Origin of the sequence: Sphingobium sp. Z007 (assembly GCF_900013425.1) — a bacterium.
Lineage (GTDB): Bacteria > Pseudomonadota > Alphaproteobacteria > Sphingomonadales > Sphingomonadaceae > Sphingobium.
Genome location: NZ_FBXK01000005.1, coordinates 2790682 through 2808094, shown reverse-complemented (window position 1 = coordinate 2808094; position 17413 = coordinate 2790682). Strand labels below are relative to the sequence as shown.

Sequence of the window (17413 nt, the reverse complement as noted above, 5' to 3'; positions counted from 1 at the left end):
GAAAAGGCCGATTCGGACGAACCGAACCGGCCTTACAAAGTTTCGCCATCGCGAACCGGCACGTTTTCCGCGCCCGATCCTCACCGATAGAAGATATGATTGTCGATCATCGCCAGCTTGGCCTTGCCCCAGCCCGGCGAAACGCGGCGGGCGTGGAAGAAGAGCGCGCCTTCCGCGCGGCTGTCCCAGCTATCGTTCATCGCGATCTGCGCGATGGCGACGGCTTCGCGCCAGCTGCGGCTGTCGGCGCGCACGGCCGGCATCGCGTGGCCGCGCACGAAGCTGAACTGGCTGGGCTGATAGACGACGCCGCACAGGCTGTCGGCGAAGCGGCCGGACCTGGCGCGGTTGATGATCACGCGCGCGACGGCCAGCTGGCCTTCCAGGCTTTCGCCCTTGGATTCGAAATAGACCGCTCCGGCCAGGCACTGCATGTCGCCGTCCAGCTCCTCAGGCGCGCCTTGGGCGTCGACCAGAGCAGCGAGGCTGGTTGCCTGCGCATCGGATGGGTTGGAAAAATCGGGGTCGGCTTTATTGGCCGAAGCCAGCGGCTGCGTGATTTCACGCGGCGCGGCGAAAATGACGGCGGACTGCGCGCCTGTCGGGGACGTTTGCGGGAACGTCTGGGGGAGAGAGGTGGCCGTGGCGATCGATTCGCCTGCGATCGACATGTCGGACGCCGTGACCGCGGCGGCGGCGGACAGGGCAAAGGCTGCGGCGATCGCAGCTTTCAGACGAAAACTCATTATTACTCAAAAACATGCGGTTATTGGCCAGCAACGTCGTTTTTAACACATATTCTATGACGTTCGGCCGCCCCCCGTCTGCGTGTTTACCGGCCCCGCCCCCCAATGGGCGAATTCGGCAACCTGCGCGTTGGCGTGGGCGGCCTGTGCCCAAACCATTGCGATGAGTCAACGATCAGCAGAGTGTTTCCGCGGCAAACCGTTCCGCTTCCGGGATGTCGAGTTCGATTATCCACAGGTCGGGGTCGGACCTGCGCCGGCGCGCCACATATTGGGCGAGCGCTTCCGGCCCTTCTTCCACCGGAGGACCACAACGCATTAACGCATGACCCCCGGCAAAGTTCGACACCCGTTCGAAAAGCCCCGATTCCTGTCCCTTTTCAAGCGTCTGGACCAGAATCACCCCGCTGATTTCGTCCCCTTTGACGATGATCGTGGCGAAACCACCGGCCGCAGCAACCCGCCGCCGCAACGCGCCCACCAGCATCGCGCTGGTGAGCCGGGCGTCAGGCGCCATAGCCCGGCAGCGAAGAGAGCGGAAATTGCGATCGCATGAAGGTGCCGGTGCCACGCCCAACCTCTTCGCCGTCCGCATCGATCAGGCTTGCTTCGGCGACATAGACCCGGCGCTTGCCGCTGATCCAGCGACCTTCCGCGCGAATCCGGCCCGGCGCGATCGGCCGGGTGAAGAGCAGGTTGAAGGCGGTGGTCAGCAGGAAACGGTCGCTGACCAGGCTGTTGGCGGCGTAGAAGGCCGCATCGTCCAGCATCTTGAAATAGACCGTGCCATGGACCGCGCCGGCGGCGTGGAATTGGCTTTCATCGACATCGAAGTCGATCACGGACCGGCCCGCTTCGCTGATCGTCAGCTCCGACCGGAACAGCCGGTTGATCGGCGCAGAGCGGTAAAGATTTTCCAGCGCGCGAAAATGTGCGGTCTCGCCGCTCGCGCCAGACGCTGGCTCAGGCAGCGTCACGCGCCTCGCCGCCCGCCAGCAGTGCATGGAGCGCGCCGGTCGATTGTGCGCCGCGCAGCCGGGTGACCTGCCCTTCGTCGCGCAGATAGCGCGATACCCGCGCCAGCGTCTTCAAATGCTCGGCGCCGCTGTCGACCGGGGACAGCAGGGCGAAGACCACATCGACCGGCGCTTCGTCCACCGCATCGAACGGCACCGCCGGATCGAGCAGCACGACCACGCCGCACATCTTGGTCAGGCCCGCAATCTTGGCATGGGGAATGGCGACGCCGCCGCCAAAGCCGGTCGATCCCAGCCGCTCGCGCTCGAACAGGGCGTCGCCAACCTCGTCTGCGTCCAGATCATAGGCGCAGGCGGCCAGCGTGGCGATCTTCTGGAATAATTGCTTCTTGCCGTTGGCCGACAGGCCCGTGGCGAGCGCTTCGGGCGAAACGATGTCGTTGAAGTGAACCATGGTCAATCCGAAACGGCCGAGCCGCGCGGCACAGTCTTCGCGCTTTCCTCGGACAATGAAAGCCCGGCCCCATAAGCCGCCTGCACCATCAGGTCAACAGGCGGCCGGGGCCGGGCATGGGCGAGGTGGGGGCAAGGTTCGATGGCGATCGACGCTGGCCCCCGCCCATCAACGGCACGGTATCTTGTGCAGAGCGGCGCCTTTTTAAGCGCGCGGCTCCACCCAACCAATCGTGCCGTCATGCCGGCGATAGACCATATTATAGGCCGCGGTGCCCGCGTTGAGGAACAGCAATGCATTGGTGTTGCGCAGGTCCAGCATCATCACCGCGTCCGACACGCTGGCTTCGGGAATGTCGACGCGGGTTTCCGCGACGATCAGCGGCGCGTCAGCGGCCTCTTCCTCATCCTCCTGATTGCTCGCGAAGATGGTGTAGCCGGCCCCGTCGATATCATCGACGCTATAGCCGTTGGTCCGCTGCGCTTCCGCGGCGGCGGCCTGGCTGCTGCGATCCTTGAGGCGGCGCATGTAACGGCGCAGCTGCTTTTCGATCCGTTCGGACGCCTGGTCGAAGGCGGGGTGCGCTTCCTGCGCTTCGCCGGCCCCTTTCAGGATCAGGCCGGTCATGACATGGCACACGATATCGCAGTGGAATGCGCCATGGGGCGCCTTGCGAAAGGTCACCTGGGCGGAAATCGTGCGGGAGAAATATTTCTCGGCCATGGCCTCCAAACGGTCGGTGACATGGCTTTTGAGCGCCTCACCCGTCTCGACCTGATGCCCGGAAATGCGAATGTCCATATATCTTCTCCTTATTCTTGCCGGGTCGCCAGGACGACGGCCCGGTTGATCTGGAGCCATGGGGCCCGGTCAATGACCGGCTTGTCTCATGCCTCCTCCAGCCAGAGCGGCCTGGTCAGCGTCGCGATGAACGCCGCATGCCGCTCCAGTTCCTGCGCGCTGGCTGTGAAGATGCGCGCAGGACGAACAGGGCGAACCACGGTGCCAGCCGTCAGTTCCACCCCGACGATCTCTTTATCCTCCTCCTGTGCCAGACCCAGGCCGATCTGACGGCCGCCGGTCAGTTCGATATAGAGTTGCGCCAGCAATTCGGCGTCGAGCAGCGCGCCATGCTTGACGCGATGGCTGCGATCGATGCCGTAGCGGGTGCAGAGCGCATCCAGGCTGTGCTTGGCGCCGGGATGCAGCGTACGGGCGATCGCCACCGTGTCGATCATCCGGTCCAGCGACACTTCCGCGTGGCCGCACCGGCGCAACTCATGGTTCAGGAAGCCGAAGTCGAACCGCGCATTATGCGCGACCAGCGGGCTGTCCTCCAGAAAGGCGAGCAGGTCGGCCGCGCCGGTATGAAATAAAGGCTTGTCCGCCAGGAAATGGGTCGAGAGGCCATGCACCGCTTCGGCGGCGGCGGGCATGTCGCGCTGCGGATTATAATAAGCGTGGAAAGTGCGACCGGATGGCACCCGGTTGATCAGTTCGATGCAGCCGATCTCGACCATCCTGTCGCCGGATGCCGGATCAAATCCTGTCGTTTCGGTATCGAAAATGATCTCGCGCATCGCCCTCTTCGTTTCGACTCTGTGGGCCAACCCTTATCGACCTGTCTGCGCGCCAAGGCAAGCGACCAGACGGCGCACCTGCGCGCGGGTGTCGGTAAAGGTGGTGCCGGTGTGGATGATATGGTCCGCCTGCCGCCGCTTTTGCGCGTCGGGGGTTTGCAGGCGCAAAATCTGGCGGAATTTCGACGCCGTCATGCCGGGTCGGGCCAGCACGCGCTTGCGCTGTTTCCAGGCTGGCGCCGTGACGACGATGACGCCGTCCAGCCGCCTATGCCCATGGGTTTCGAACAATAAGGGAATGTCGAGAACCACGAATTTGCGCGACCGGTGCCGGCGCAGGAACAGCCGCCGCGCCGCCTGCACCGCCGGATGAACAATCGCCTCCAATGCCCGGCGCTCCTGCGGATGGCCGAACACCGCCGCGCCCAGCTTAACCCGATCGACGCCTTTTGGGCCAGTGGTGCCCGGAAAGCGCGCCTCAATCGCGGGCAGCAGCGCGCCGCCCGGTCCCTGCAAAATATGCACCTGCGCGTCGGCGTCGAACACCGGCACCCTTTCGCGCCGCAGCATCGCCGCCACCGCCGACTTGCCCATGCCGATCGATCCGGTCAGGCCATAGACTTTCATCAGTCTGTAGCGAGCAGCAATGCGCGCAATTCCGCGTCCAGGTCGCGCGGCGCCTGTGCGTCGAAAAAGATGTCGAAGGCGAGCGCCGCTTGGCCGATCAGCATTTCCAGGCCATCGAGTGTCTTGAGGCCTCGCGCTTTCGCAGCTTTGAGCAGCCCGGTGTCGAGCGGGGCATAGACGATGTCATAGACCGTCGCGCCCTCCGCCAACGGGGCGAGGTCCAGGTCCAGCACCGGCTGGCCGATCATGCCCAGCGAGGTCGAATTCACCAGCAAATCGGCGGCAGGCAGGGGATCGCCCAGCCCGATCGCCCGCCCCTTCGCGCCGCTGCGGCTGAGCAACGCCTGCGCCTTGGCCAGGTCGCGCGCCATGATGGTGATGTCGGCCACGCCCAGGCTGGTGAGCGCAAACAGGATCGCGCGCGCTGCGCCGCCCGATCCCACGATTACCGCGCTCTGCCCCTTCCACTTGTCGCGCAGCAATGGCTGGAGAAAGCCGCCCGCATCGGTATTGGTGCCGATCAGCGGTCCGCCGGTTTCGCTGGCGATGGTGTTGATCGCGCCGATCCGTTCCCGCACGCCGCCCGGATCATCGACATAATCCATCACCGCAATCTTGTGCGGGATCGTGACGTTGCAGCCCAGCCAATCGGGATCGCTCCGCCGCATCAGGAAATAGGCGGACAACCCCTGTGGCGTCACATGGGTCTTCTTATATTCCGCTTCGATGTCCAGCGCGTTCAGCCAGAAATTGTGGATCAGGGGCGATTTGCTGTGATCGATCGGATCACCGATCACTTCGGCATAGGGCAGCTTGTCGGTCATGCCGCCAAAACGCCGCGCACGCGCAGAAAGTCAAGCAGCGGCAGCAGCGGCAGCCCCTGAATCGCAAACTGACTGCCCTCGACCTTGCTGAACAGTTGTGCGCCCGGCCCTTCGATCCGATAGCAACCCACGCACCAGCGCAGCTCTTCCCAGTCCGCGTCGAGATAGGATGCGATAAAGGCGTCCGACAGCGGCCGTACCGTCATGCGCACCCGCTCGACCTGGCGCCAGATCGGCTCGCCGTTCAGCACGATTACCGCCGCGCTGTGGAGGTGATGCACCCGGCCCGACAATAGGCGGAGAATGCGCGCGGCGTCAGCCTGATCGACCGCCTTGTCGATCATCTGCCCGCGATCCTCGCCATCGCCGATGCTCAATGTTTGATCGCACCCCAACACCAGCGCGCCCGGCACGCGGCGCGACACTTTGAGCGCCTTCAGTTCCGCCAGCGCATCGGCCAGCGCACGCGCGTCCAACCCGTCGGCGCGCAGCGCGTCCTTGGCGGCTTCCTCATCGACGCCGGGCGAGAGGGTTTCGAACGGCACCTGCGCCGCGGCCAGCATCGCCTTGCGGCTCGCGCTTTGGGAGGCCAGCACGATCATGCCTCCCCCTCCGCCAGTTCACGGTCGTTAAAAAGGTTGATGATCGCCGCGGCGGCCTCCTCGATCGACCGGCGTGTCATGTCGATCACCGGCCAGCCATTGTCGGCGAACATGCGCCGGGCGAAGGCCAGTTCCTCCTGCACCTTCTCATTATCGACATAGGCGGTTTCGGGCGCCTGGTTGAGCGAGAGCAGCCGGTTGCGGCGGATCTGGATCAGCCGTTCGGGGCTGACGGTCAGGCCCACGACCATGGGATGTTTCAGGCTGTAGAGATTGCGCGGCGGCGGCGATTCCGGGACCAGCGGGATATTGGCGGTCTTATAGCCGCGATTGGCAAGATAGATCGACGTCGGCGTCTTGGACGCGCGCGACACGCCAGCCAGCACGATGTCGGCCTCCTCCCAATTTTCATGCCCCACGCCATCATCATGGGCGATGGTGAACTGGATCGCCTCGATCCGGGCGAAATAGGCTTCGTCCAATATATGTTTGCGTCCCGGCCGGGTCCGCGTTTCCTGCCCCAATATGTTGGACAGAGCGTCGGCCACGCTGTCGAGCGCCGCGACATGGGGCAGGCCAAGCGCACGGCAACGCGTTTCCAGTCGCTTGCGCAACGGATGATTGGTCAGGGTGAAGAGGACGAGGCCGGGGTTGGCGCTGATTTCCTCCATAATCCGATCGAGATGGACGTCGGACCGCACCATCGGCCAGAAATGGCGGATTGCCTCGACATTTTCGAACAGGCCGATCGCGGCTTTGGCGATATTCTCCAGCGTTTCGCCGGTGGAGTCGGACAGGAGATGAAGGTGGATGCGCGCCATGGGCATATCTCTGTGGGCAGGCTGTGGATAAAGCAAGGGACGAAATAGGGGATAAAATCCCGCCTTTCCGCCATCCCCAGAGCCGGGAATCTTATCCACATGCCCCCAACAGACCCTTATTTCCATCCACAGCCTGTGGATAGCGTGGATGACCATGATGACTCGGACGGCAAAGCGCGGCGTCCCTGAGTCAAGCTGTTGGCAAATCCGGGCGCAACGCATAAACCCCGCTGCTAACCGCCCTACTATCTCCATCATCCCTTTAGAATCTTAATATAAGAGAGAGTATAGATGAGCCCCGACGCGCCGAGCGACCGTTCCGATCCGTCGCGCCTCAAGCCGCTCATGGCCGTCCTCAAGGGGGAATGTGCGGCCGTCCCGCCCATGTGGCTGATGCGCCAGGCAGGCCGCTATCTGCCCGAATATCGCGCGCTGCGGGCGGACAAGGGCGGGTTCCTCGAACTGGTCTATGACAGCCCCGCCGCCGCCGAAGTGACGCTCCAGCCGCTCCGTCGCTTCGGTTTCGACGGCGCGATCCTCTTTTCCGACATTTTGATCGTGCCCTACGCCATGGGACAGGATTTGTGGTTCGAGGCCGGGGAAGGCCCGCGCCTCGCCCCGATCCTGGCCGAGACCGACCTGTCGGCGCTGACACCCGATTTCAGCCGCTTCGAGGCGGTCTATGAGACGGTGCGGCTGGTGAAGGCGGCCCTGGACCCTTCGGTCACCTTCCTGGGCTTTGCCGGCAGTCCCTGGACCGTTGCGACCTATATGGTCGCGGGGCAGGGCAGCAAAGATCATGGCGCCGCACGCCGCATGGCCTATCAGCAGACAGAAAAATTCGCCGCGCTAATCGACGCTATAGTCGATGCGACCGTCGTCTATCTGTGCGGCCAGATCGAAGCGGGCGTGGAAGCGGTGCAACTGTTCGACAGCTGGGCCGGCAGCCTGTCACCTGCGCAGTTCCAACGCTGGGTGATCGAACCCAACAAGGCGATCGTCGCGCGCTTGAAGGCGCTGCACCCGACTATCCCGATCATCGGCTTTCCCAAGGGCGCGGGCGCGAAGCTCGCTGACTATGCGGCCCAGACCGGGGTAGATGCCGTGGGCGTCGATGAAACCATCGATCCGCACTGGGCGAACCAGGCGTTGCCTGCAGGCATGCCGGTCCAGGGCAATCTCGATCCGCTGGCGCTGATCGCAGGCGGCCGCGCGGTGGAGCAAGCAGTCGATACGATTCGCGCCGCCTTTGCCGACCGGCCGCATATCATGAACCTTGGTCATGGCATTTTGCCCGACACCCCCATTGCGCATGTCGAAGCGCTCATTAGCTATGTGCGCAGGGCATGAAGCCGCTTAAGGGAGTTTCCGTCTGATGGCCTATCTTGGCGCCGCCTATCTCTGGGTGAAGGCCGCCCATGTCATCTTCGTCATCTTCCTGATGGCGGGGCTGTTCATGATGCCGCGCTTCTTCGTCTATCATCAGGAAGTCGTGCCTGGGTCGCCCGAAGACCTGAGATGGATCGAGCGGGAAGGGCGCTTGCTCAAGATCATCCTCAATCCCTCGCTCGCGCTGGTTTGGCTGTTCGGCCTGATGCTGATGGTGGAAATCGGCGCATGGAGCTTCGGCTGGTTTCATCTGAAACTGCTCTTCGTGCTGGGCCTGTCGGGCTATCATGGCTGGATCGCGAGCTATACGAAGAAACTGGCGCGCGGCCAACGCCCGCTCGGCGACAAGCAGTTGCGCATGATGAACGAAATCCCTGGCGTCGCCGCGGCGGTCATCGTCATCGCCGTGATCGTGAAGCCCTTCTAGGCGCATCGGGCTCCGGCCGGAGCCTGGTCCTGACCGTGAGACTGGATTCCCGCCTGCGCGGAAACAGACTGTCCTACACCGGACGCTCTTGCTATTCTTCGGGCGTGCATGTCCGATAGGATCACGCCGACGCAACAAAATGTCAGAATCGGCGGGAAAAGTGCGAAGTTAAGGCTTAGCGATGGAGCAGGTCCGATGAACGATCCCCGCATATGGTTCGGTCCCAAGCGCATCGGCTGGGGCTATGGCCCGCGGACATGCGAGGGCTGGGCGGTGATCGGCCTGTTCATCGCCGCCTGCATCCTGTGGCGGCGACTGGCCTGACTATCAGGCTGGATCGACTGCAATATTGTCGATCAGCCGGGTCTTGCCCAGTTTTGCCGCGCCCAGCAGCCGCGCCGGCCGATCCAGCACCGCCATAGGTTGCAGCGTCGCCGCGTCGCACAGCGCGACATAGTCGATCGGATCAAAGCCATGTGCCGCCAGCGTGGCGACCGCCTTGGCCAGCGCCCCCTCTACGGCATCGCCCTTTTCGATCTGCCGCTTCGCCTCGCCCAGTGCGCGGGGCAGGGCCAGCGCCGCCTTGCGCTCTTCCTCGCTGAGGTAAGCGTTGCGGGAGGAAAGGGCGAGGCCATCCTCGGCCCGCTGGGTCGGCATGCCCAGGATATCGATTCCCTGATTGAGGTCGATAACCATGCGACGGATTACCGCCAACTGTTGATAATCCTTCTCGCCAAAGATCGCGACGTCGGGCCTCACCTGGTTGAACAGCTTGGCGACGACGGTCGATACGCCATCGAAATGGCCCGGTCGCGCTGCGCCGTCCAGCCCCTCGCTTACGCCCGACACGCCGATATTGGTGGCGTAGCCAACCGGATACATGACGTCGACAGGCGGCATCCAGAGGATGTCCACGCCCGCCGCGGCCAGCATCTGCGCATCCTTCGCCTCGCGCCGGGGATAGGCGTCCAGATCCTCGTTGGGACCAAATTGCCGGGGATTGACGAAGATCGACACGACCACATGCCGGCCGTGTCGCCGCGCTTCCTCCACCAACGCCATATGCCCGTCATGCAGCGCGCCCATGGTTGGCACCAATGCCAGCGGCTTTCCGTCGCTTTTCAGCGCATCGACGGCGGTGCGAAGGGCGGGCAGGTCACGCAGCGTTTGCACGGAAGGAACGGCTCCGATAAGGGCGACAGGATAGGGGTGTCCTGCTAGGCTCGCGCCGGCGCGACCGTCAACACACATTGCGACAATCAACGGGGTTATCTGGGGTCCATGGGCAATCCGCAGCCGCATCTCATCGTCTTCGCCAATGAAAAGGGCGGCACCGGCAAATCGACCACGGCGGTCCATACCGCCATCGCCTTGTCCGCGCTCGGTCATCGCGTCGGCATGATCGACCTCGATCCGCGCCAGCGCACCGTCACCCGCTATATGGAAAATCGGCTGGATACCGCGCGTCGCCGCAGCATCGAATTGCCCACGCCCGATTTCGCCGTCTTCACCGGCGACAGCATCGCCGCGCTGGACGATCAGGTCGTGACCCTGGCGGCCGACAAGGATTTCCTGGTGGTCGATACGCCGGGCCGCGACGACGTCTTCGCCCGGCATCTGGCACCTCATGCCAACACGCTGGTCACGCCGATGAACGATAGTTTTGTCGATTTCGACCTGATCGGCCAGGTCGACCCGGAAACCTTCAAGGTGCGCCGCCTGTCCTTCTATTCCGAACTCATCTTCGAAGCGCGCAAGACGCGGGCGAAGGTCGATGGCGTGGCGATCGACTGGGTGGTGCTGCGCAACCGCGTCCAGCATCATGATGCGCGCAACAAGAAGCGGGTCGGCGACGCGCTGATGGAATTGTCGCGTCGCGTTGGCTTCCGCGTCATTCCCGGCCTGTCGGAACGCGTCATCTTCCGCGAACTCTTTCCCTCCGGCCTCACCCTGCTCGACAAGGGGCATCTGGGCGAACTGGGGGTCAGCCATATCGCCGCGCGCCAGGAATTGCGCGAAATGGTCGCGGGCCTCGCCCTGCCGACGCGCGATGGCGTGGCGTCGATGGACCTGATCGGCGCGGCCTGATGGGCGTGCTGACACTCCTTATCGCCGCTGTTGCGATCTGGCTGATCTGGACGGGAAAGCTGCAACGCATGACGGCGAAGGATGGCATGGCGTTGGGCGTGGCGCTGGTGGGCGCGGTGCTGGCGGCCAAGGGCAAGCCGGTGATCGGCGCGCCGTTGCTGATTGGCGCGGCGCTGTTCTTCGCCAAGCAGGGCAATAGAAAAGCGAAGGCAAAAGCCCGCAAGCGCCCCGCTGCGCCTGTTGCCCCGCCGCTTGCCGATGACGTCGCCAGGGCGCGCGCGCTGCTGGGCGTGACGCTTGATGCCGACGCCAACGCCATCCGCGCCGCCCATCGCCGCCTGATCGCCTCGGTCCATCCCGACAAGGGCGGCACCGAAGCGCTCGCCGCCCAGATCAACGCCGCGCGCGACCTGCTGCTCGACGAACACATGCAGCCTTGACCCACCGTTTCGATCCCACGCTGTTGCGCGACTATGATCTGCGCGGCCGGGTGGGCGATACGCTGCACGCCGCCGATGCCTGGGCGCTCGGCCGCAGTTTCGGCACGATCGTCGCCCGCGCCGGGGGCCGACATATCGCGGTCGGCTATGACGGGCGACTGAGTTCGCCGATGCTGGAAAGCGCACTGGTCGATGGATTGATCGCCACCGGCATCGACGTGCTGCGCATCGGCCTTGGCCCGACGCCGATGCTATATCATGCCGAAGTGACCGGCGATGTGGATGGCGGCATCCAGATAACCGGCAGCCATAATCCCGGCGACCAGAATGGCTTCAAGCTGGTCCACCGTCATGCGCCGTTTTTCGGGGACGACATTCAGCGCTTGGGCATTATCGCGGCGGCGGGCGACTGGGAGCAGGGCACCGGCGCGGTCGAAACGGCTGACGTGATGGACGCCTATGTTGCGCGCCTGATGCTTGGGTTCGATGGGCCGGCCTGCCGCATCGGCTGGGACGCGGGCAATGGCGCCGCTGGCCCGGTGGTGGAGCGCCTGACGCAATTGCTCCCCGGTGAGCATCATTTGCTCTTCACCGATATAGACGGCCATTTTCCCAATCATCATCCCGATCCTTCCCAGGAACGAAACCTGGCCGGCCTGCGCACGCTCGTCCTCGCCAAAAGGCTCGATTTCGGTGTGGCTTTCGATGGCGACGGCGACCGGATCGGCGTCATCGACGGGCAGGGCCGGACGATCGCAGGCGATCAACTGCTCGGACTTTTCGCGCAGATCGTGCTGGAAAAGCGGCCCGGCGCGCCGATCGTGGCGGATGTGAAGGCCAGCCAGACCCTGTTCGACCGCATCGCGATGCTGGGGGGACGGCCTGATATGTGGAAGACCGGCCACAGCCATATCAAGTCCAGAATGAAGCAGATTGGCAGCCCGCTAGGCGGTGAAACCACCGGCCATTTCTTCTTTGCCGACGATTATCCCGGTTATGACGACGGCCTTTACGCTGCCGTTCGGCTGATCCGTGCCGTGGGATCGCTGGGGCAGAACCTGACCGTGCTGCACGATGCGATGCCGACCAGCGTCATCACCCCCGAGTGGCGCTTCCCCGTGGCCGAAGCGCGCAAGTTCGCGGTGATCGCCGAAATCCTCGCCCGGTTGCAGGCCGCGGGCGCCGATATCTGTGCCATCGACGGCGCGCGGGTCCGCACCGCCGACGGCTGGTGGCTGCTGCGCGCGTCCAATACCGAGGCGGCTTTGGTGGCGCGCGCCGAATCGTCCGATGCGGCGGGCCTGACCCGGTTAGTCGCGCAAATGGATGCGCAACTGGCCGATTCGAACGTAGTGCGCGCCATATCGGCCTGAAAAATACCTATAGACGTCTGATAATTTGGCGTCGTTATGCGTTTTGTGTCGCAACTTTCCCTTACGGAAAGAAGCGCCGCAGACAAGGATTGCAGAAAACGCAATCGTCCTTCCATGTTTCGCATTTGCGACAATCTGCGCTGCACCGCAAAAGGATCGGGCCTTTCAGGCATCCTCTCCTAAAACTTCAAGGCCGTCCTTCGGGGCGGCTTTTTTTTCGTCTGGATCAGACAGCATTCCTGCCCTGTTGCCGTAGCGTCGCACTGATACGACCATAGCCAGGGGCCTGGATATGCGATGAATCGGGCGATCCGCTTACTGGAATTTAACCACAATCCTGATAATCGGTCTGCGTCCAAAGGGCCGGTCGGGCGTTCGAGCGCTGCAGACGAAGGCCCAGATCATGCCCAGTAGAGGATCTGCCATGTTGCTTCGCGGTCGCCATTTTTCCGCTTTTCTCCTGACCGGCGCCATGCTGGCGTCGACCCCGGCCTTCGCCGGCGGCTTCTACCTGCAGGAACAATCGCCCAAGGAAACCGGGCGCGCGCTGTCGGGCGGTGCCGCGGCTGGCGACGATCCGTCCACCATCTATTTCAATCCGGCCGCGATGACGCAGCTAGATGGCATCCAGACCTCGGTCGGCGGCGTCGCGCTGTTCGCATCGGCGCACCAGACCAACCGCGGCACCCGCCGCACTATCCCCGGATCGCCCCTGTCGGTCCCAGTGGGCGGCAATGACGGCGGCAATCCGTTCGAAAGCGTCATCCCCATCCCCAGCTTCTATGCGAGCGCGCAGGTCAGCGACCGGCTCTGGGTTGGCCTGGGCGTCAACGCGCCGTTCGGCCTGAAACTGGAATATGATGACGGCTTTTTCGGCCGTTACGATTCGCTCTACACCGACCTTAAAACCTATAATATCCAGCCATCGGCTGCCTATAAGCTGACCGACAATCTGTCGATCGGCGGCGGCGTCGACGTGCAATATGTCAAGGCCACGCTGACCAATGCGCTGCCGCAGCTGTCCCCGCTCGCCACCACTGACGGCTTCGCCAGTCTGAAGGGCGACGACTGGTCCGTCGGCTGGAACGCCGGCCTCTTCTACACCACCGGCGACACCAATTGGGGCGTCCATTATCGGTCCGGCGTCAGCCACACGCTGGCCGGCACCCAGATCGTGTCGGGCCTGATCGGCCCGGTTGCGGCAGGCAATGGATCCTTCGCCGCCACCGCGCCGCTGGACCTGCCCGACATCGTCACCGTCTCCATGATGCACAAGCTGACGCCGCAACTGCGCGCGATGGTCACCGGCAAATGGTATAACTGGTCGAAGTTCAAGGGCATCGCCGTCACATCGGCCGCCGGCACGACCAACAAGGAACTGGACTATAAGGACAGCTATTCGGTCAGCGTCGGCGGCGAATATGATGTCAGCCCGGCCTTCACCCTGCGCGCAGGCACAATGTTCGACCGGTCGCCCACCAATCCGCAATATCTGACCACGCGCGTCCCCGACGGCGATCGCGTCTGGCTGACCGGCGGCGCAACGTGGAACATGTCGGATGCCTTCGCCCTCAACCTTAGCTACGCCCATACTTTCGTGGAAAAGGCGAACATCATCCGCCCGGACAGCTATTTCCCGTTGCCCGCTACCGTCACCGCCACGACGCTGGCCCAAACCAGTGGCAATGCGGACCAGATCGCGGCATCGGCGACGCTGCGCTTCTAATCGGATCGGAACATCCCTATAGGGGCTCCGTAGCTTACGGAGCCCCTTTTGCATGTCCGACCATAATCCCGGCCTGCGCCCCTGGCGCGACATAGCGCGGCGGAAATCGCGCCAGATCATGGTCGGCAATGTGCCCGTCGGTGGCGACGCACCGGTCACGGTCCAGACCATGACCAACACGCTGACCCATGACGTCAAGGGTACGATCGAGCAGATCCGCCGGTGCGAGGAAGCGGGCGTGGATATCATCCGCGTCTCCTGTCCTGACGAAGAGTCCACTGCGGCGCTGAAACAGATCGTCCGTGCCGTTCGCGTGCCGATCGTCGCCGACATCCACTTCCATTATAAGCGCGCGCTGGAAGCCGCCGACGCCGGCGCCGCCTGCCTGCGCATCAATCCGGGCAATATCGGGTCGGAAAAGCGGGTGAAGGAAGTGGTCGACGCGGCCAAGGCCAATGGCTGCTCGATCCGCATCGGCGTCAATGCCGGGTCGCTGGAGAAGGATTTGCTCGAAAAATATGGCGAGCCCTGTCCCGAAGCGCTGGTCGAATCCGCGCTCGACCATATTAAGCTGCTGCAGGATCAGGATTTCCACGAATATAAGGTTGCGGTAAAGGCCAGCGACGTCTTCCTTGCCGTCGCCGCCTATATGCAACTGGCCGACGCGGTCGATTGCCCGCTGCATCTGGGTATCACCGAGGCTGGCGGCCTGATCGGTGGCACGGTGAAAAGCGCGATCGGCATCGGCAACCTGCTCTGGGCCGGGATCGGCGACACGATCCGCGTCTCCCTCTCCGCCGAACCCGAAGAGGAAGTCCGGGTCGGCTATGAAATCCTCAAGTCGCTGGGCATCCGCACCCGCGGCGTGAAAGTCATCTCCTGCCCCTCCTGCGCGCGCCAGGGCTTTGACGTCATCCGCACCGTGCAGGCGCTGGAGGAACGGCTTCAGCATATCCACACGCCGCTCTCGCTCTCGGTGCTGGGCTGCGTCGTCAACGGCCCCGGCGAAGCGCGCGAGACGGACATCGGCCTGACTGGCGGTGGGGCGGGCAAGCACATGGTCTATCTGTCGGGCATCACCGACCATGTGATCCAGGACGAAGGCATGGTCGACCATATCGTCCGCTTGGTCGAAGCCAAGGCGGCGGAGATCGAGGCGGCCAAGGCGGAAGCTGACATGACCGACGCGGGCAAGGCGGAGGCGGCGGAGTAGGACCTGTTTCGTCTTTCGGACCTATGCTATTACTCAGGTATCGGGAGGTCATCATGTCCTACAGCGCGAAAGTCATATCGGGCGGAAAGATCGTCATTCCAGCGGAACTGCGTCGCGAACTCGGAATCAAGGACGGCGACACCCTTGTCATCGAGCGGGACATGTCCGGCTCTTTAGTGCTGAAATCCTATCTTCAGGTGGTGCGCGACGTGCAGGCGAAGATTCGCGCCGCAGTAGGTCATGATTATTCGGTCGATCAGTTTTTGGCTGAACGACGGGCCATGTGGGGTGAAGCGGATTGATCGTTCTCGACAGTTCCGCCTTGCTTGCGCTGCTCTTGGACGAAAGGGGCGGTGAAGTCGTGCTTCCGGTCGCACGCAATGCCGTCATGTCTTCCGTCAATCTCTCGGAAGTCATTGAACGCGGCGTCGCTAACGAACATTCGGCGGACGGGCTGACCCTGCAAATCGAACGCTTTGGCGTCAGTATCAACGCCTTTGATCGCGATCAGGCGATCGCGGCTGCGAATCTGCGGCCCCTCACCCGACATAGGGGGCTGTCCTTGGGGGATCGCGCCTGCCTGGCGCTGGCACAGACATTGAACGTGCCGGTCCTGACCGCCGATCGCCTCTGGGCCGACCTCGACATCGGTGTCGATATCCGCCTGATTCGCTGATCTCTGATTCGCTGATTCCTGATGCGCACCGCTCACAGCTTCGCCATTCCCTTCGCCGTCTGCTGCGCCGGCGTCGCGCTCTTCTCGGTGATGGACGCGGCGATGAAGGGGCTTAGCCTGGCCATCGGCCTGTACAACGCCCTGTTCTGGCGCGCGGTCACCGGCACCATTCTGGGCCTCGTCCTGATGCTGCTCACCCGCCAGCGCTGGCCGTCGCGCGCGGTGCTGCGCATCCATCTGCTGCGCGGAACGGTGGTCGCGCTGATGGCCGCGCTCTTCTTTTGGGCGCTCATGCGGATGCCGCTGGCCGAAGCGATCGCGCTGTCCTTCATCGCGCCGCTGATCGCCCTCTATCTGGCCGCGCTGCTGCTCAAGGAAAGCGTCGGCCGACAGGCTGTCATGGCGTCGCTGCTGGGGCTGGTGGGGGTAGCGGTCATTCTGTCGGGCCGGCTTCAGGGCGTCTATGACGCTGACGCGCTATTGGGGGCTGGCGCCGTGCTGGCGTCCGCCATCCTCTTCGCCTGGAACCTCATCATCCAGCGGCAACAGGCGCAGGTCGCTTCCCCAATCGAGGTCGCCTTCTTCCAGCATCTCGTCATGCTCGGCGTCTTTTCGCTCGGTGCGCCGTGGCTTGCCCATGCGCCCCCCATCACGGCCGCCCCCCTTGTGCTGCTGGCGGCGACCTTGGCGTTCACCTCGCTGGCCGCCCTGTCCTGGGCCTATGCGCGGGCGGAAGCGCAGCGGCTGATCCCGGTCGAATATAGCGCGTTCTTCTGGGCGGCGATCGTCGGCTGGCTGGCCTTTGGCGAGCGGCTGACGCTTACGACCGTCGCGGGCGCATTGCTCATCGTCGCCGGCTGCCTTATCGCCGCGCGCAGCAAGGGGGCAGCGGTTGCCCATGTGGAAGCGGGAACGGCATGACGGGCATCATCATTCGCGACGCGCAGGCCGACGATATCGGCACCATACACGATTTCATCCTGGCATTGGCCGACTATGAGCGGCTCGCCCATGCGGTGAAGGCGGATCGCGCCACGCTCGCCCGCTATCTGTTTGGTCCGCGCCCCATGGCGGAGGTGCTGATCGCGGAGCATCAAGGCCGGGCGGTCGGCTTCGCTCTTTTCTTCCACAATTTCTCGACCTTCGAAGCGCGGCCGGGCATCTATCTGGAGGATCTGTTCGTCCTGCCGGATGCGCGCGGCCTGGGCGCGGGGAAGGCGTTGCTCGCGCGCCTGGCCGCACTGGCGATCGAGCGCGATTGCGCCCGGCTCGAATGGTCGGTTCTGGACTGGAACGAACCCGCCATCGCCTTCTACCGGTTGCTAGGCGCTAAGGCGATGGACGAATGGACGGTGCAGCGGGTCGATGGCGACACGCTGGCGGCGCTCGCCGCGCTCTGATCGTGCGCGCGGGACGAGCCGATCGGACGCATACTTGACGCGGACTCGCC

General features: G+C 63.8%; 23 protein-coding genes. 12 read left to right on the top strand and 11 right to left on the bottom strand.

The window, feature by feature from the left end; genetic code table 11:
• Positions 1 to 80 precede the first annotated feature (80 nt).
• The 10 genes from CEQ44_RS21545 to CEQ44_RS21500 form a co-directional block, all read right to left on the bottom strand.
• The gene (locus CEQ44_RS21545) at positions 81 to 746 is read right to left on the bottom strand and encodes a cell wall hydrolase (RefSeq protein WP_088181674.1); all 666 of its coding nucleotides are present in this window, start codon (positions 744 to 746) and stop codon (positions 81 to 83) included.
• Between the two features lie 175 nt (positions 747 to 921).
• Positions 922 to 1263, bottom strand: a complete 342-nt coding sequence (locus CEQ44_RS21540; protein WP_088181673.1) for a DUF1491 family protein — start codon at positions 1261 to 1263, stop codon at positions 922 to 924.
• On the bottom strand, positions 1253 to 1750 hold the full coding sequence (locus CEQ44_RS21535; protein WP_088181672.1) for a PaaI family thioesterase: 498 nt from the start codon (positions 1748 to 1750) through the stop codon (positions 1253 to 1255). Before CEQ44_RS21535 ends, CEQ44_RS21540 begins: the two co-directional genes overlap by 11 nt.
• Positions 1710 to 2177: a PTS sugar transporter subunit IIA gene (locus CEQ44_RS21530; protein WP_088181726.1), complete on the bottom strand. Its 468-nt coding sequence runs from the start codon at positions 2175 to 2177 to the stop codon at positions 1710 to 1712. The genes CEQ44_RS21535 and CEQ44_RS21530 overlap by 41 nt, the downstream gene beginning before the upstream one ends.
• 204 nt (positions 2178 to 2381) lie before the next feature.
• Positions 2382 to 2978: a ribosome hibernation-promoting factor, HPF/YfiA family gene (gene hpf, locus CEQ44_RS21525; RefSeq protein ID WP_088181671.1), complete on the bottom strand. Its 597-nt coding sequence runs from the start codon at positions 2976 to 2978 to the stop codon at positions 2382 to 2384.
• An 86-nt stretch (positions 2979 to 3064) separates the two neighbouring features.
• The gene (gene dnaQ / locus CEQ44_RS21520; RefSeq protein ID WP_088181670.1) at positions 3065 to 3757 is read right to left on the bottom strand and encodes a DNA polymerase III subunit epsilon; all 693 of its coding nucleotides are present in this window, start codon (positions 3755 to 3757) and stop codon (positions 3065 to 3067) included.
• Between the two features lie 33 nt (positions 3758 to 3790).
• Positions 3791 to 4384, bottom strand: coding sequence for a dephospho-CoA kinase (gene coaE / locus CEQ44_RS21515; RefSeq protein ID WP_088181669.1), 594 nt, complete (start codon positions 4382 to 4384; stop codon positions 3791 to 3793).
• Positions 4384 to 5208 (bottom strand): shikimate dehydrogenase, encoded by an 825-nt coding sequence (aroE, locus tag CEQ44_RS21510; protein WP_088181668.1) that lies wholly within the window; start codon positions 5206 to 5208, stop codon positions 4384 to 4386. The genes coaE and aroE overlap by 1 nt, the downstream gene beginning before the upstream one ends.
• A complete protein-coding gene (locus tag CEQ44_RS21505; protein WP_088181667.1) occupies positions 5205 to 5810 on the bottom strand; it encodes a nucleoside triphosphate pyrophosphatase in 606 nt (201 codons plus the stop codon). The genes aroE and CEQ44_RS21505 overlap by 4 nt, the downstream gene beginning before the upstream one ends.
• Positions 5807 to 6631, bottom strand: a complete 825-nt coding sequence (locus CEQ44_RS21500; RefSeq protein WP_088181725.1) for a pyruvate, water dikinase regulatory protein — start codon at positions 6629 to 6631, stop codon at positions 5807 to 5809. The genes CEQ44_RS21505 and CEQ44_RS21500 overlap by 4 nt, the downstream gene beginning before the upstream one ends.
• A 291-nt stretch (positions 6632 to 6922) precedes the next feature.
• Between CEQ44_RS21500 and hemE the strand changes: the two genes are divergently transcribed.
• The 3 genes from hemE (at position 6923) to CEQ44_RS25170 (ending at position 8771) form a co-directional block, all read left to right on the top strand.
• Complete coding sequence (hemE, locus tag CEQ44_RS21495; RefSeq protein WP_088181666.1) at positions 6923 to 7981, top strand: uroporphyrinogen decarboxylase; 1059 nt, start codon at positions 6923 to 6925, stop codon at positions 7979 to 7981.
• A gap of 25 nt (positions 7982 to 8006) precedes the next feature.
• A complete protein-coding gene (locus CEQ44_RS21490; RefSeq protein ID WP_088181665.1) occupies positions 8007 to 8447 on the top strand; it encodes a CopD family protein in 441 nt (146 codons plus the stop codon).
• Between the two features lie 195 nt (positions 8448 to 8642).
• Positions 8643 to 8771 (top strand): hypothetical protein, encoded by a 129-nt coding sequence (locus tag CEQ44_RS25170; protein WP_254913792.1) that lies wholly within the window; start codon positions 8643 to 8645, stop codon positions 8769 to 8771.
• A gap of 3 nt (positions 8772 to 8774) precedes the next feature.
• On the opposite strand, the gene panC is transcribed toward CEQ44_RS25170, so the two are convergent.
• Positions 8775 to 9620, bottom strand: coding sequence for a pantoate--beta-alanine ligase (gene panC / locus CEQ44_RS21485; RefSeq protein ID WP_088181664.1), 846 nt, complete (start codon positions 9618 to 9620; stop codon positions 8775 to 8777).
• 108 nt (positions 9621 to 9728) lie between these two features.
• Between panC and CEQ44_RS21480 the strand changes: the two genes are divergently transcribed.
• The 9 genes from CEQ44_RS21480 to CEQ44_RS21440 all read left to right on the top strand — a co-directional run bounded on the left by CEQ44_RS21480 (position 9729) and on the right by CEQ44_RS21440 (position 17363).
• On the top strand, positions 9729 to 10535 hold the full coding sequence (locus CEQ44_RS21480; RefSeq protein ID WP_088181663.1) for a division plane positioning ATPase MipZ: 807 nt from the start codon (positions 9729 to 9731) through the stop codon (positions 10533 to 10535).
• The gene (locus CEQ44_RS21475; RefSeq protein WP_088181662.1) at positions 10535 to 10975 is read left to right on the top strand and encodes a J domain-containing protein; all 441 of its coding nucleotides are present in this window, start codon (positions 10535 to 10537) and stop codon (positions 10973 to 10975) included. Before CEQ44_RS21480 ends, CEQ44_RS21475 begins: the two co-directional genes overlap by 1 nt.
• Positions 10972 to 12348 (top strand): phosphoglucomutase/phosphomannomutase PgmG, encoded by a 1377-nt coding sequence (gene pgmG, locus CEQ44_RS21470; RefSeq protein WP_088181661.1) that lies wholly within the window; start codon positions 10972 to 10974, stop codon positions 12346 to 12348. The genes CEQ44_RS21475 and pgmG overlap by 4 nt, the downstream gene beginning before the upstream one ends.
• A 424-nt stretch (positions 12349 to 12772) precedes the next feature.
• Positions 12773 to 14074, top strand: a complete 1302-nt coding sequence (locus CEQ44_RS21465; protein ID WP_088181660.1) for an OmpP1/FadL family transporter — start codon at positions 12773 to 12775, stop codon at positions 14072 to 14074.
• 52 nt (positions 14075 to 14126) lie between these two features.
• Complete coding sequence (gene ispG, locus CEQ44_RS21460; RefSeq protein WP_088181659.1) at positions 14127 to 15287, top strand: flavodoxin-dependent (E)-4-hydroxy-3-methylbut-2-enyl-diphosphate synthase; 1161 nt, start codon at positions 14127 to 14129, stop codon at positions 15285 to 15287.
• A 53-nt stretch (positions 15288 to 15340) separates the two neighbouring features.
• Positions 15341 to 15589 carry an AbrB/MazE/SpoVT family DNA-binding domain-containing protein gene (locus CEQ44_RS21455; RefSeq protein ID WP_088181658.1) on the top strand — a complete coding sequence of 83 codons (249 nt, stop codon included), beginning with the start codon at positions 15341 to 15343 and terminating at the stop codon, positions 15587 to 15589.
• Entirely contained in the window at positions 15586 to 15963 is a 378-nt protein-coding gene (locus CEQ44_RS21450) for a type II toxin-antitoxin system VapC family toxin (RefSeq protein ID WP_088181657.1), read from the top strand. Before CEQ44_RS21455 ends, CEQ44_RS21450 begins: the two co-directional genes overlap by 4 nt.
• A gap of 21 nt (positions 15964 to 15984) precedes the next feature.
• On the top strand, positions 15985 to 16884 hold the full coding sequence (locus tag CEQ44_RS21445; protein ID WP_088181656.1) for a DMT family transporter: 900 nt from the start codon (positions 15985 to 15987) through the stop codon (positions 16882 to 16884).
• Positions 16881 to 17363, top strand: coding sequence for a GNAT family N-acetyltransferase (locus CEQ44_RS21440; protein WP_088181655.1), 483 nt, complete (start codon positions 16881 to 16883; stop codon positions 17361 to 17363). Before CEQ44_RS21445 ends, CEQ44_RS21440 begins: the two co-directional genes overlap by 4 nt.
• Positions 17364 to 17413: the final 50 nt, after the last annotated feature.

Excerpts from the sequence above, each read along its gene's own strand:
- CEQ44_RS21545 (WP_088181674.1), bottom strand. The coding sequence starts at position 746 with ATGAGTTTTCGTCTGAAAGCTGCGATCGCCGCAGCCTTTGCCCTGTCC.
- CEQ44_RS21540 (WP_088181673.1), bottom strand. The coding sequence starts at position 1,263 with ATGGCGCCTGACGCCCGGCTCACCAGCGCGATGCTGGTGGGCGCGTTG.
- CEQ44_RS21535 (WP_088181672.1), bottom strand. The coding sequence starts at position 1,750 with ATGCACTGCTGGCGGGCGGCGAGGCGCGTGACGCTGCCTGAGCCAGCG.
- CEQ44_RS21530 (WP_088181726.1), bottom strand. The coding sequence starts at position 2,177 with ATGGTTCACTTCAACGACATCGTTTCGCCCGAAGCGCTCGCCACGGGC.
- hpf (WP_088181671.1), bottom strand. The coding sequence starts at position 2,978 with ATGGACATTCGCATTTCCGGGCATCAGGTCGAGACGGGTGAGGCGCTC.
- dnaQ (WP_088181670.1), bottom strand. The coding sequence starts at position 3,757 with ATGCGCGAGATCATTTTCGATACCGAAACGACAGGATTTGATCCGGCA.
- coaE (WP_088181669.1), bottom strand. The coding sequence starts at position 4,384 with ATGAAAGTCTATGGCCTGACCGGATCGATCGGCATGGGCAAGTCGGCG.
- aroE (WP_088181668.1), bottom strand. The coding sequence starts at position 5,208 with ATGACCGACAAGCTGCCCTATGCCGAAGTGATCGGTGATCCGATCGAT.
- CEQ44_RS21505 (WP_088181667.1), bottom strand. The coding sequence starts at position 5,810 with ATGATCGTGCTGGCCTCCCAAAGCGCGAGCCGCAAGGCGATGCTGGCC.
- CEQ44_RS21500 (WP_088181725.1), bottom strand. The coding sequence starts at position 6,631 with ATGGCGCGCATCCACCTTCATCTCCTGTCCGACTCCACCGGCGAAACG.
- hemE (WP_088181666.1), top strand. The coding sequence starts at position 6,923 with ATGAGCCCCGACGCGCCGAGCGACCGTTCCGATCCGTCGCGCCTCAAG.
- CEQ44_RS21490 (WP_088181665.1), top strand. The coding sequence starts at position 8,007 with ATGGCCTATCTTGGCGCCGCCTATCTCTGGGTGAAGGCCGCCCATGTC.
- CEQ44_RS25170 (WP_254913792.1), top strand. The coding sequence starts at position 8,643 with ATGAACGATCCCCGCATATGGTTCGGTCCCAAGCGCATCGGCTGGGGC.
- CEQ44_RS21480 (WP_088181663.1), top strand. The coding sequence starts at position 9,729 with ATGGGCAATCCGCAGCCGCATCTCATCGTCTTCGCCAATGAAAAGGGC.
- CEQ44_RS21475 (WP_088181662.1), top strand. The coding sequence starts at position 10,535 with ATGGGCGTGCTGACACTCCTTATCGCCGCTGTTGCGATCTGGCTGATC.
- CEQ44_RS21465 (WP_088181660.1), top strand. The coding sequence starts at position 12,773 with ATGTTGCTTCGCGGTCGCCATTTTTCCGCTTTTCTCCTGACCGGCGCC.
- ispG (WP_088181659.1), top strand. The coding sequence starts at position 14,127 with ATGTCCGACCATAATCCCGGCCTGCGCCCCTGGCGCGACATAGCGCGG.
- CEQ44_RS21455 (WP_088181658.1), top strand. The coding sequence starts at position 15,341 with ATGTCCTACAGCGCGAAAGTCATATCGGGCGGAAAGATCGTCATTCCA.
- CEQ44_RS21445 (WP_088181656.1), top strand. The coding sequence starts at position 15,985 with ATGCGCACCGCTCACAGCTTCGCCATTCCCTTCGCCGTCTGCTGCGCC.
- CEQ44_RS21440 (WP_088181655.1), top strand. The coding sequence starts at position 16,881 with ATGACGGGCATCATCATTCGCGACGCGCAGGCCGACGATATCGGCACC.